The 12,537-nt window shown below is 59.1% G+C and carries 12 protein-coding genes and 1 other RNA gene; 5 read left to right on the forward strand and 8 right to left on the reverse strand.

All coding sequences use genetic code 11. The features are described 5' to 3' along the window. Nucleotides 1–11 precede the first annotated feature (11 nt). Nucleotides 12–1,403: a magnesium transporter gene (mgtE, locus tag ARCT_RS0115455; RefSeq protein WP_027240875.1), complete on the reverse strand. Its 1,392-nt coding sequence runs from the start codon at nt 1,401–1,403 to the stop codon at nt 12–14. Nucleotides 1,404–1,541: 138 nt separating this feature from the next. Here mgtE and guaD point away from each other — a divergent pair, with 138 nt between their 5' ends. Continuing rightward, nucleotides 1,542–2,828 carry a guanine deaminase gene (gene guaD, locus ARCT_RS0115460; RefSeq protein ID WP_027240876.1) on the forward strand — a complete coding sequence of 429 codons (1,287 nt, stop codon included), beginning with the start codon at nt 1,542–1,544 and terminating at the stop codon, nt 2,826–2,828. 235 nt (nt 2,829–3,063) lie between these two features. Here the strand turns inward: guaD and ARCT_RS0115465 are convergent, their stop codons facing one another. The 3 genes from ARCT_RS0115465 to ARCT_RS0115475 form a co-directional block, all read right to left on the reverse strand. Continuing rightward, nucleotides 3,064–4,419, reverse strand: a complete 1,356-nt coding sequence (locus ARCT_RS0115465; protein ID WP_027240877.1) for an 8-oxoguanine deaminase — start codon at nt 4,417–4,419, stop codon at nt 3,064–3,066. Between the two features lie 218 nt (nt 4,420–4,637). Further along, nucleotides 4,638–5,450 carry a histidinol-phosphatase gene (gene hisN, locus ARCT_RS0115470; protein WP_027240878.1) on the reverse strand — a complete coding sequence of 271 codons (813 nt, stop codon included), beginning with the start codon at nt 5,448–5,450 and terminating at the stop codon, nt 4,638–4,640. Between the two features lie 229 nt (nt 5,451–5,679). Beyond that, complete coding sequence (locus ARCT_RS0115475; protein WP_027240879.1) at nt 5,680–6,048, reverse strand: helix-turn-helix domain-containing protein; 369 nt, start codon at nt 6,046–6,048, stop codon at nt 5,680–5,682. 350 nt (nt 6,049–6,398) lie between these two features. On the opposite strand from ARCT_RS0115475, the gene ARCT_RS0115485 reads away from it, so the two are divergent. Beyond that, nucleotides 6,399–7,355, forward strand: coding sequence for an NADPH:quinone oxidoreductase family protein (locus ARCT_RS0115485; RefSeq protein ID WP_027240880.1), 957 nt, complete (start codon nt 6,399–6,401; stop codon nt 7,353–7,355). Between the two features lie 278 nt (nt 7,356–7,633). On the opposite strand, the gene ARCT_RS0115490 is transcribed toward ARCT_RS0115485, so the two are convergent. Continuing rightward, entirely contained in the window at nt 7,634–8,515 is an 882-nt protein-coding gene (locus ARCT_RS0115490; protein ID WP_027240881.1) for a LysR family transcriptional regulator, read from the reverse strand. A 124-nt stretch (nt 8,516–8,639) separates the two neighbouring features. Between ARCT_RS0115490 and ARCT_RS0115495 the strand changes: the two genes are divergently transcribed. The 3 genes from ARCT_RS0115495 to ARCT_RS0115505 all read left to right on the forward strand — a co-directional run bounded on the left by ARCT_RS0115495 (nt 8,640) and on the right by ARCT_RS0115505 (nt 10,484). Then, nucleotides 8,640–8,861, forward strand: coding sequence for a DUF1127 domain-containing protein (locus tag ARCT_RS0115495; RefSeq protein ID WP_027240882.1), 222 nt, complete (start codon nt 8,640–8,642; stop codon nt 8,859–8,861). A gap of 266 nt (nt 8,862–9,127) precedes the next feature. Next, complete coding sequence (locus tag ARCT_RS0115500; protein WP_027240883.1) at nt 9,128–9,904, forward strand: Bax inhibitor-1/YccA family protein; 777 nt, start codon at nt 9,128–9,130, stop codon at nt 9,902–9,904. 106 nt (nt 9,905–10,010) lie between these two features. Then, nucleotides 10,011–10,484: a GNAT family N-acetyltransferase gene (locus ARCT_RS0115505; RefSeq protein ID WP_027240884.1), complete on the forward strand. Its 474-nt coding sequence runs from the start codon at nt 10,011–10,013 to the stop codon at nt 10,482–10,484. A 356-nt stretch (nt 10,485–10,840) separates the two neighbouring features. Here ARCT_RS0115505 and ARCT_RS0115515 read toward each other — a convergent pair whose 3' ends face one another. The 3 genes from ARCT_RS0115515 to rnpB form a co-directional block, all read right to left on the reverse strand. Then, complete coding sequence (locus tag ARCT_RS0115515; RefSeq protein WP_161631329.1) at nt 10,841–11,281, reverse strand: hypothetical protein; 441 nt, start codon at nt 11,279–11,281, stop codon at nt 10,841–10,843. Nucleotides 11,282–11,585: 304 nt separating this feature from the next. Continuing rightward, nucleotides 11,586–11,753 (reverse strand): 50S ribosomal protein L33, encoded by a 168-nt coding sequence (gene rpmG, locus ARCT_RS0115520; protein WP_008206879.1) that lies wholly within the window; start codon nt 11,751–11,753, stop codon nt 11,586–11,588. 208 nt (nt 11,754–11,961) lie between these two features. Further along, nucleotides 11,962–12,384: RNase P RNA component class A (gene rnpB, locus ARCT_RS27295), an RNA gene on the reverse strand. Between the last annotated feature and the right edge of the window lie 153 nt (nt 12,385–12,537).

Raw genomic sequence — 12,537 nt, forward strand, 5'->3', positions numbered from 1 at the left:
ACAAACCGGGGCTATAAAAGAACCCAGGCCGCCAAGCCCAGAAAGGCAAAGAACCCAACCACATCCGTCACAGTGGTCACAAAGGCCCCAGAGGCCAAGGCCGGATCTACGCCCACCTTCTCTAGTAGTACCGGGATCACGGTGCCTGCCAGCCCAGCGACGACAAGATTGATCACCATTGCGGCAGCAAGCACCCCGCCCAGCGCCGGCGAGCCAAACCAGATAACACCCACGATGCCCATAACAACGGCAAAGATCACCCCGTTGACCAATCCAACCAGCACTTCGCGCCGGATCACCCGCCACACGTTGGATCCGGTCAAATCGCGGGTCGCCATCGCCCGTACCGCCACTGTCAGCGACTGCGTCCCTGCATTCCCCCCCATCGAGGCGACAATCGGCATCAACACCGCCAGGGCCACAAATTGGGCAATGGTGGCCTCGAACTGGGCAATCACCAGCGAGGCAAGCACCGCCGTCACCAAATTGACCGCCAACCAGGGAAACCGCCGTTTGGTGGTCTCGATCACCCGGTCAGCCAGCGAGCTTTCGTCGCCAACACCGGCCAGACGCAGAATGTCTTCTTCGTGCTCTTCATCCAGAACCGCCATGGCATCATCAATGGTGATCACCCCGGCCAAACGTCCGTCGCCGTCCACAACGGGGGCGGAAATCAAGTGGTACTGGTTAAAGGCATAGGCCACGTCTTCTTCATCCTGATCGGCGGGAATGACCTGAAAGGTCTCCTCCAGCAGATCGGTGAGCGGCACCTCGCGCTTGGTGCCCATAATCCGGCCAAGGGTCACATTGCCGATGGGGCGCAGACGCGGGTCCACCAACACCATGTGGTAGAACTGTTCCGGCAGATCCTCCGAATCGCGCATAAAGTCGATGGCCTGGCCGACGTTCCAATGTTCGGGCGCCATCACCACTTCGCGCTGCATCAGGCGGCCTGCGGAATTCTCCGGATAGCTCAGAGATTGTTCGACCGCGACCCGGTCGGAATCCTCCAGCGCCTCCAGAATGGCTTCTTGCTGAGGCTCTTCCAGGTCTTCGAGCAGATCCACAACATCATCGGTTTCCAGTTCGCGCACCGCATCGGCCAGAACCGATGGGGTCAGCGTGGCAATCACCTCTTCACGGATGCTCTCATCCAGTTCCGAGAGGATCTCGCCGTCAAATTCGCGATCATAAAGCCGGATCAGCCGGGCCCGGTCATAGCTGTTGATCTGCTCCAGAAGGTCGGCGATATCCGCCGCGTGCAGATCCTCCATCAGCGTGGTAAGCGCATCCTTGTCATCGCGGTCTACCGCAAACAGGATACTTGCAACGAGCCGCCTGTCGAGATCATAGCCGTCGTCTTTGGGCTGATCACTGCGGAAGGTATCGTTGCCTGTGCTCATGTGCTGCCCTTTGCTAAGATTGGTTGCAAATTACTAGAAGCAGTTACCAGAAAACAATGACAATGAGATAATTTACCGGAACTGTGGGCGCGGGTATCCTGCGCGCTGCGATTTGGCAAGAAAAGGACGGCCCAAAAAATGCAGAGCGAGTATATCCTGCGCGGACATGTGCTGTCCTTTACCACCTCGCCCTTTGCGGCGGCCGCGCCCGAGGAGGCGGTGCAGATCAGCGCCGCCGTGGCGCTGGCCCGGGGGCGGGTTGTCGGCTGTGGCAGCTTTGAGGACATGCAGGCCCTGCAGCCACAGGCCGAGGTGATCGACCACGGGGCCAAGCTGATCCTGGCCGGCTTTGTGGATGCCCATGTGCATTACCCGCAGACCGCCATTATCGCCAGCTGGGGCAAGCGGCTGATCGACTGGTTGAACAGCTACACCTTCCCCGAAGAAATGCGTTTTGGCGACGCCGCCTATGCCCAGGAGATCGCCGAACGTTATCTGGATCTGACCCAGGCCAATGGCACCACCACGGTCTGCAGCTTTGCCACCATCCACCCCGAAAGCGTCGATGCCTTCTTTGGTGCTGCACAGGCCCGTGGCCAAAGGGTGGTCACCGGCAAGACCTGCATGGATCGCAACGCACCCACGGGGCTGCGCGATACCGCCCAGTCCGCCTATGACGACAGCAAGGCGCTGATTCAGCGCTGGCACGGAGTTGACCGGCTGGAATATGCCATCACCCCCCGGTTTTCCCCGACCTCCACGCCTGAGCAGCTAGAGGCCATGGGGGCGCTCTGGTCCGAACACCCCGAATGCCTGATGCAAACCCACCTGAGCGAACAGCTTGACGAGATCGAATGGGTCAAATCCCTGTTCCCCCAGGCGCGGGACTATCTGGATACCTACGAAGAATTTGGCCTGCTTGGCGCCCGTGGTTTGTATGGCCACGCCATCCACCTGGAAGAGCGTGAACGCCACCGGCTGCGCGAATACGGCGCCGCATTGGTGCATTGTCCCACCTCAAACACCTTTATTGGCTCTGGCCTGTTCGACATGGACGGGTTGATGGCCGAAGGCCAGCGCATTGGTCTGGCAACAGACACCGGCGGCGGCTCCAGCTTTTCGATGCTGCGCACCATGGCCGCCGCCTATGAGATCGGCCAGTTGCGTGGTCGCCCGCTCCATGCCGCAGAGCTGATCTGGCTGGCCACCCAGGGCTCCGCCACCGCATTGCGCATGGAGGACAAGATTGGCAATATCGCCCCCGGAATGGAGGCGGATCTGGTAGTGCTGGACCTTGCCTCTACCCCTGCCATTGCCCAGCGCAGCGCCCGTGCTGGCGACCTCTGGGAGGCGGTGTTCCCAACCCTGATGATGGGGGACGACCGCGCCATATCCGAGGTCTGGATCAGCGGCCTGCGTCAGTAGCCACCTGTTCCTGTTTGGCGGCACAGCGCGGCTCAGCCACCAGCCGCGCAGCACAGCACAGGCGTCACCTGCCCCTGCAGAAGCTGCAGGCCCCGTGCTGGGCCCGCAGGCCATTCAAGGCCGGTATTGCTGCCGCGCAACCGACAGGTATTTGCAAAATCAGCGGCTATGCACAGCCTCACCCAGGCAAGAGAGTTGCAAACTGCCCCCTGGCCCAGTCAGTCTTAGCCCCCTGTCAGTCGCTGGCCATCAGATGCTCTGCCAGGCCGCGGTGGCGCTCCAAAAGGACTGGCAGATCCAGTGTGGTCACTTCGCCATTGTCGATCACCTGGCGGCCCTCCACAAACAGGTGTTTGACCTGCGAAGGCCCCGCCAACAACAGCGCTGCTGGATCCCAACTGCCGCTGGAGCCGACGCCCGAGACATCCCAGATCGCCACATCACCCCGCTTGCCTGTCGCCAGCCGCCCGCAGTCGGGACGCCCCAGCACATCGGCACCGCCACGGGTGGCAATCTTTAGCGCCTCATAGGGGCTCATGGCGTCAGCCCCCTGGGCCACACGCTGCAACAGCAATGTCTGGCGCGCCTCCCCCATCAGATTGGCCATATCGTTGCTGGCAGAGCCATCAACCCCCAGCCCCACCGGCACCCCCGCATCCCGCATCTGGCGCACCGGCGCGATGCCCGACCCCAGGCGGCAATTGGAACAGGGGCAATGCGCCACCCCGGTACGGCTGCGGGCAAAGAGATCAATCTCCGCCGGGTTCAGCTTGACACAATGGGCATGCCAGACATCCGGCCCGGTCCAGCCCAGGTCCTCGGCGTATTGGCCGGGACGACAGCCAAACTGGGCCTGTGAATATGCGATGTCCTCTTCGTTTTCAGCCAGATGCGTGTGCAACATCACCCCCTTGTCGCGCGCCAGTACAGCCGTGTCGCGCATCAGCTCCCGGCTGACCGAAAAGGGCGAACAAGGCGCCAGCCCCACCCGGCACATCGCGCCTTCACCGCTATCGTGAAACCCATCCACAACCCGGATCATATCGTTCAGAATGGCCGCCTCGGCCTCTACCAGATGATCCGGCGGCAACCCGCCATTGCTCTCGCCAATGCTCATGGCACCGCGGGTCGGGTGAAACCGAAGTCCCACCTCGGCAGCGGCATGGATGGTATCCTCCAGCCGGGCGCCATTGGGATAGAGGTACAGATGATCCGAGCTCAGCGTGCAGCCAGAAAGGGCCAGTTCAACCAATCCCAACTGAGCGGAGACAAACATCTCCTCCGGGCCAAAGCGGCTCCAGATTGGATATAGCCGCTGCAACCAGCCAAAGAGCAGCGCATCCTGGGCGCCGGGCACCGCCCGTGTCAGGTTCTGATAGAGATGATGATGGGTATTGACCAATCCCGGCGTCACAATGCAGCCTTCACCGCGCAACACCTGCCCCCCATAGCCCCGGTCAGTTGCGGCAAGCCCCTGCCCCACAGCGACAATCACCCCATCGCGGATCAGCACATCCGCCTGGTGAAACACCCGGTCATCATCATCCATTGTCAGGACGGTATCGGCATTTTGAATAAGGGTTTCGCCCATAAAGCACACTCCATTTAGGCCCGACTCGGTTCATGGAGCTGCAAGGAGGCCGACAGAGAACGGGCAAAGGACTCGGCCTGTGCCAGAATCTACCCCAGACCAGGCAATTGTCTCAAGCCTGAAAACCAGCGAAGGCCAGCCCCCTGGATTTCATATTTCCCAAAATATTTCGGGGCGCGGCTGCAGTGCTGCGGGGGCAAAGCCCCACGGGCTCTGCCTTAGTCTTGCCAGTTCAGCAGTTGAATGGCCGCCGCGTGCAATTCCGGTGTCGCAGCAGCCAGCGCCCGCCCGCCCGCATGGACCGGCCCGCCCTGCCAATCCGTGACCAGGCCTCCTGCCGCCTCAATCACCGCAATGGGCGCCTGAATATCATAGGCGTTGAGCCCCGCCTCGATCACCAGATCAATCTGGCCGGCAGCCAGCAGGGCATAGGCGTAGCAATCCATACCGTAGCGGGTCAGCTTGACCTGTTGCGCCACGCGTTCAAAGCCTGCGCGCTCTGCTGCGCTGCCAACTTCCGGAAAGGTGGTGAACAAAGTCGCCTGGCTCAGATCCTGTGTTGCGCGGGTTTTTAAATCCTTACGCCCCATAGGCCCGGTCATTTCAGCCACTGCGGCCATGTCAGCCAGCGCAGCGCTGCCAGAGAACCGTTCAGCGGTATAGGGCTGATCAATCACCCCCAGAATGGGTCCCGCGTCTTCCGACAGGGCAATCAAAACGCCCCAGGTCGGGGTGCCGCTGATAAAGCCACGGGTGCCATCAATGGGGTCCAGCACCCAGGTGCGTCCCGAAGTGCCCGCCTTGGCCGGGAACTCCTCGCCCAGAATACCATCCTGTGGCCGCAACTCGGCCAGCAGGGCCCGCATCGTTTCCTCTGCAGCGCGATCAGCAACCGTCACCGGATCAAACCCCTCGCTCAGCTTGTTCTCCGCCCCAAGATCGCTGCTGCGAAAATACGGCAGGATCACCGCTCCGGCGGCATCAGCCAATTGGTGCGCAACCTGCATGTCGCTCAAAGCTGTCTGTGTCATCTATCCACCTGAAATACGTTTATCTGCAATACTCGGGCCTCAGAACAGCCCAGCAAAGCAGCCATGCCTACCCTGCCATACCCTACCAGCCATGCCCAACCAGTTAGGCCAAATCAGTCATGCAAAAACCGGTGCCACTCTCGTGGCGCCGGTTCAAGCAAAATATGCAACAGCCTTGGATCTTGCAGCCACTGGGCCGCCTCAGGCAAAGAGCATCAGGCCGGGAAGATTAAGCAACGTCACTCAGAACGCGGGCCAGTTCAAACAGGCGCCGACGCTGGTTTTCCGGGATCGCATAGTAAGAGCGCACCAGATCCAGAGCCTCTTTGTCGCCCATCAGATCGTCAGGTACTGCGGATTTTCCGCCAGACTTGCTCTCTTCATCCAGCCCTTCAAAGAAAAAGCTGACGGGAACATCCATCGCATCCGATATGTCCCAGAGCCGGGAAGCGCTAACACGGTTTGCTCCGGTTTCGTATTTCTGGATCTGCTGGAACTTGATGCCGACCTGCTCGGCCAGCTGTTGTTGAGTTTTACCAATAAGCCACCGACGGTGACGGATACGCTTACCAACATGAACATCTACAGGATGAGCCATTCGCTATCTCCTAGTTAATCAAAAAACCCCTGCCCGGATACGGCATCGTATTTCAGCAGCAGCGCGTAGTGTTCAAACCATCCGCCACCAGTGACATACTCAACCATCACGATCAGAGCTCAACCTCAGCTCCAACAGTAAGACCTTCGCAGTTGAATTCAAGCCTGACACTTCGCCCGCATGCCTACAACGAGGCAAATGTATGATTTCACCTATCATTTTGATGGGGTTATATATACTTTTGGATACCTATTTATGCCTCCCCATAAATAGCGAGGTGCAAAAAATGTCACGGATGCGCTGGTTCAACGGCGAATCACCCGCCCACAGGAAGAAAGACGGACAAAAACATGCTGGCCTATCGCATCAACAGTTTCGGCACTCCTCCCCTCCTCGAAGAGATCGCCAGCCCCTCCCCCGCGGCGCATGAGGTCAAGATCAGGATCCGGGCCTGCGGGCTCAACTTCGCGGATTTGCTTTTACAAAAAGGCACATACCAAGACACCCCCGCCCCTCCCTTCACCCCGGGTCTGGAAGCTGCAGGTGAGGTGATCGACTGTGGTTCATCGGTGGAAAACCTGGCCCCCGGTGACCGGGTTGCGGTGTTTGGTGGTCAGGGTGGTTTGGCTCAGGAAGGTGTCTTTGATGCGGCCCGTGTTCTCCGCATCCCTGACAGCATGAGTTTTGAGGATGCCGCAGCCTTGCAGATCGCCTATGGCACCAGTCACGTTGCACTGGACCATTGCGCAGGCCTGCAGCCAGGAGAGACCCTTTTGGTCACCGGCGCTGCCGGCGGCGTCGGATTGACGGCGGTTGAGATCGGTAAGCTGATGGGCGCCCGTGTCATTGCCCATGCACGTGGAGCGGGAAAATTGGAGGTTGCACGGGCTGCAGGCGCGGATCACCTGATTGACGCAAATGCGGACCTGCGCGGCCAAGTCAAATCCTTTGGCGGTGCGGATGTGGTTTATGATGCGGTGGGCGGAGATGTCTGGAAGGCCGCCTTTCGTGCCACCAACCCCGGAGGCCGGTTGTTGCCTATTGGTTTTGCCAGTGGTGAGGTACCGCAAATCCCTGCAAACCATCTGCTGGTCAAGAACCTCACCGTAATCGGGTTTTACATCGGCGGGTATATGAAGTCCCACCCAGAGGTAATCCAACGCTCGCTGTCGACCTTGATGGAATGGCACAGCGCCGGTCGCATCTCGCCCCATATCAGCCATGTTCTGCCGCTTGCGCAGGTCGACGAAGGCATGGAACTGCTGCGCAGCCGGGCCTCAACCGGCAAAGTGGTGATCACCCCCTGAACGCTCCCGAGCGGCCAGACAGCCAAGCCCGGCCATTGCGGGCAGAGCTCCCAAAGAAATACAGAGCTTCCAAAGGAATGAGGTGCCCTCCCTGGGGCGCGTGCATAGAAATTCTGCGCAACGCACAGCAATAGGGGCAGCAAAAAGGGGCAGCGCCTTGCTGCCCCTTTTGTATTTCCATCGCTTTCTGCCCGCGCTGTGACACTCGCGCCTCTACTCAGACTGTAACGGCCTGCCGCCAACAGGTCCCCAGATTAGCCAGTCGCTTAGCCAGTCGTTTAGCCAGTCGCGCGCAGATGAACCGGACGCAGGGCGGAATAGCCCTGGCGGATAACCCGGGCGAGATCCCCAACAAAGCTGGCCCTTACACTGTCTGCCCCATAGAGGTTGATATGCTGGATTGGCAGCTCCGGCAGCAGGCCACCATGGTCAATGGCCTCCTGATGGGCTGGGATTGTCCCCTCCAGCAACACGCCAACCGCCAGATCGGCACTGATTGTTGCCTCCACCGTGCGATCAGATTCGCTATCCACCGCCATATCCCATTCAGTCCCAACCTCATCCAGCTTTGCCGTGGCCACCGGGCGAAAGATGCAGGCCCGGCAAAACCCCAGCCGCAGGGGCTTTTGCCGCCAGGCAGAGCCATTCGGCGCGCCAACCCAGCGCAGGGGCATCTCGTGGATGGTTTCCCCGCCCTCGCTGGCGCCGCTTTCGGTGGTCAGAATAAGGTCGTAAGTGCCCTTGGCAAAGCCGGCCTTCAAATCACGTGTGTTTGAGGTCACCAGATTGACATTCACCCGCGGGAAACTGGCATTGAAGCGCTGCAACACCTGCGGAATGACCGGGTAGACCACATCATGGGGCACCCCCAGCACCACCTCGCCTTCATAGGCTTGGTCCGTCAAACGCCCTATGACCTCATCGTTCAGGGCAACCATACGCCGGGCATACCCCAACAGCTGTTCCCCCGAGGGAGTCAAAGCGATGGTCCGTCCCGAGCGATCCAACAGCGCCAGTCCCAGAAGCTCTTCCAACCGCTTGAGCTGCATTGAGACCGCCGACTGGGTCAGATGCAAAAACCCAGCCGCCCGCGTTACGCCGCCATAATCCGCCACAGCAACAAAAGACCGTAGCGTGGTGATATCCAAATTACGTGCCATCACAACTCCTGATGTGTTTCATCAAAAACATTCGCTTTCAAAATAGATCATAAGCCCGCATATACATCAACAGAAATGATGAAGACCCAAAGACACATCAATCTTTAACGAAAGGACAAGAAAGATGACCTATAGTGCAAACGCCTGCCATTCAGCCCGTGCGATCCCACGCGCCCGCTTTCGCCTGCTGTCCTTTGTGACAAACCGCCTGGCACTGCTGCACCAGCGGCGCTCCCTGAAAGCCCTGGACGCCCGCGCTCTGGACGATATCGGCATCAGCCGCCGCGACGCCCTGCAAGAGGCCGGTCGGTCGGTCTGGGACGCCCCCGAGAGCTGGAAAGACTAACCAGTTGATCCGACACATCTTGCCTGAAGCCCGCAGGCAGTTTTGCTCCTCTCAGGCTTGCCAGCCTCGGTTTGATCCAAAAACAACGCCAGCAAAAAGACCTGCTCATTTTATGAGGCAGGTCTTTTTACGTTTTTAACGGGTTTCTCGGCACAGAGCCTTGAACGCTGGGCCAAGACATCCGATATTTAGCGGGAACGCCACCCGGCACACGGCATGCCGAACCGGGGTCGGCGAGGGAGAATTTGGAACGGAGACCATGATACATGGCACAGTTTGACACTATGAGATCCGCAGCAGGCGTTAGCTCTGCTCGAATCGACGCGGGGCTGCGCGCCCATATGAATAAGGTCTACGGCACAATGTCGGCAGGCCTGTTTATCACCTTCTTGGCTGCTTGGGCGCTGTCCAATCTGGCAGTGACGTCTGATCCATCCAGCGCCACAGTCATGATCGGCGAAGGCAAATTTCTGACCAGCTTTGGCAATGCGATTTACCTGTCGCCGCTGAAATGGGTCATCATGCTGGCTCCGCTGGCCTTCATCTTTGGCTTTGGCGCCGCCGCTAACCGCATGCCCGCCGCTGGTGTGCAGCTGCTGTTTTACGCCTTTGCCGCCGTCATGGGCCTGTCGCTCAGCTCGATCTTCCTGGTCTACACCGGCCAGTCGATCATTCAGGTCTTCCTGATCACAGCGATCTCTTTTGCTGGTCTGTCCCTGGTGGGCTACACCACCAAAAAGGATCTCAGCGCCATGGGCGCATTCCTGATCATGGGCCTCATCGGTCTGATCGTGGCCTCCATCGTCAACATGTTCATGCAGTCCGGCGCCGTGGCCTTTGCGATCTCTGTTGTTGGCGTGCTGATCTTTGCGGGTCTCACCGCCTATGACACCCAGAAGATCAAAACCACCTATCTTGAAATGGCCCATACCGGCGATCAGGACTGGCTGGGCAAAGCCGCGATCATGGGCGCGCTGAGCCTCTATCTGGACTTCATCAACCTCTTCGTCATGCTGCTCCAGCTGCTTGGAAACCGCGATTAAGCGGCACAAACATTCCAAGACCTACAGCGAGGGGCGGATCACAACGATCCGCCCCTCTTTGTTTTTGAGCAACCATTCGGTCACAAATTGATACACAGGACAGCCAATGGAAATTTTGGATCTACCGCCAGGGGAGGCAAGCCGCCTTGTCCCGCTATTGCAAGACCTGCACGCCCTGCATGTTGAACATCAGCCCGCCCGCTACCCCGCTGCGCCCTCTGACGCGGCGCTGGGGCAGTGGCTGCACGAGTGGCTGCAGCAGGAGGATATCACTGCGCTGATAGCCGAAAGCCCACAGGGCGCGCTCCTGGGCTATGTCCTCTTTGGCATTGAGCACCGTCCGCCGCTGCCCGTCCGGTTTGAAGAGACCCGCGTTATGGTGCACCATATCATCACCGCTAAGGATTTTCGCCGCATGGGCGTAGGCCAGGCCCTGCTCACGGCGGTCAGACAGCGGGCAGAGACCCAGGGTATCGGCACCATCGCCACCACCTACGCACCCTTCAACAAGGCCTCTGCGGGCCTGTTTGAAAGTCAGGGATTGCGGCCGGCCCTGACCATGGCCGAGTGGCGGGCCTAAATGACTGCCTTTATTTGACAGCCTCTAATTGGCAGCCCTATAGGCGCTTCGTCTCTGCCCAGCTGCGTTCGGCCCAAAATCTATGTACCGGCTGCTGTTCGCAAATGACTTCCGGCATGTTCTCGGAAGTCGCTCATATCTGTCCGGCCTGTTGTCTGTCTGGCCTGTTGTCTGTCTGGCCTGTTGATCGACATGCGGGTCGTTGCCTTGTTGGGGGTACCCACGAGGCAACGCGGCAGTTTTTCAAATGTCACGACGAAGGCGAGGCGCCTGATTTGTTTGCAAAAACAGGCTCAGCCTAACCTGCCGGGTGAAGCAGCCGATACCTCCCATTGGCAGAGCGAAACGCCAGCCCGCTAGCTGCAGGACAGCCCTGTTGCAAGCGCCAGCGTGCCGCCTCTACCGCCGACCACCTGAACCTGCCCAACTGGGCGACAGCCCGATTCCACCGCCACCAGGCTGCGAAAGGCATCGGGCTCCAGGTGAGGCAGGCTGGAAATGACACTCCGCTTTGGCACGCTGAGAACCGCCAATCCCATGCGATCTGCCCGCATCAGTGAGAGAGACAACGACCGACCCAAAACCTGTACCACCCGCTGCTGACTGCCAGAGGCAACTGGTTCACTTTCTTCGGTGGGTTGCCCGGCAAAAGAATCCAGATCTCTTGACGCGCCCCCGGCCTCCAGGCCCGTGGCAGAAACCTCTATGGGCGGGGGAACAACATTTGCCAAAACCGGACTTGGCTCGGGGCCAACCGCAAACATAAATGCGGCGCTAAACAACACACTCTTCACCATCACAACACCTGTTATCACCATTCCACGCTCTCTACCTAGGCAGAGAATGGGGCAAAATCAGGCCTTACCGATTTGAGAATGTTGCGCTTTTTCGGCAGTTTCCAATTGAATTTTAGCGACCATCCCGGATGGTTGTAAGGATCAGAGACATGCCCAGTTTCTTTGCACTCCGCGTAAAAGAAATGCTACGCGGCGCCGGGTGATGGGTGATGGGTGATGGGCTTGCCCTCTGGTATCGAACAGCACAAACGCAAAAGGGCCACGCAATGCGTGACCCTTAATACCAAGTAAGACCAAGAAAGACTTACTTGATTTTGCCTTCTTTGTACTCAACGTGCTTGCGCACAACCGGGTCATACTTACGAATAACCATTTTCTCGGTCATGGTGCGTGCGTTCTTTTTGGTCACGTAAAAGTGGCCAGTGCCCGCGGTCGAGTTCAGGCGGATCTTGATTGTGGTAGGCTTCGCCATGGTGCTTCTCCTGCGTCCGAAAAGGCAGGGGCCTCTCGGTAAATTCCTATACGAGCGTGGCTTGTACCCTTCCCAGCCTCCAAGTCAATAGGATTCCCACCGCTTGGCCTTGGAATTCGCCATCCTGCTCTTCTTTCTGCCTCTCGCCGTATAAAATGCAGCGCAACGACCTCCCCGTGGCCGCAACCAAGGGGGTTTTGTCGGTAAAATGCGCAGAAGGCCTGTAAGCCGGATTTTGTCCCAGAGCCTGGGCTCCTTGGACGACCATTCCTCTGCGGTACATATTGCTATGCACCTCTAGCTGCCAACCCGGTCCCTCTCGGCTAAAGCGAGCCTAGCAGCGGTTTCGGCTGACGCCGACCTGCCTGCGCGGGGACCCTATTTGGCATTGCTCCCGGTGGGGCTTGCCTTGCCACCCCTGTTACCAGCGGCGCGGTGGGCTCTTACTCCACCGTTTCACCCTTACCACACCAGATGCGTTTGCCCTAAGGCCCCCGCGGTGTGGCGGTTTGTTTCTGTGGCGCTATCCGTCGGGTTGCCCCGCCCGGGCGTTACCCGGCACCGTTGCTTTAGGGAGTCCGGACTTTCCTCGCGAAGGGCAAGCCTTCAACGCGGCCGTCCAGCCTTCTGCGCCCTCTCCGCCTATTCCTCCTGATAGCGTGCGTCAAGGTGCAAGCGGACAGGGGCTCTGCCCCTCTTGGCCTTTAGCCAATTCACCCCGGGATACTTCTAGCCAAATGAAGCGGCTATAAGATTTCATTTGGCTAAAAATATCCCGGAGCGC

Source organism: Pseudophaeobacter arcticus DSM 23566, assembly GCF_000473205.1.
In the GTDB taxonomy this organism is placed as follows: domain Bacteria; phylum Pseudomonadota; class Alphaproteobacteria; order Rhodobacterales; family Rhodobacteraceae; genus Pseudophaeobacter; species Pseudophaeobacter arcticus.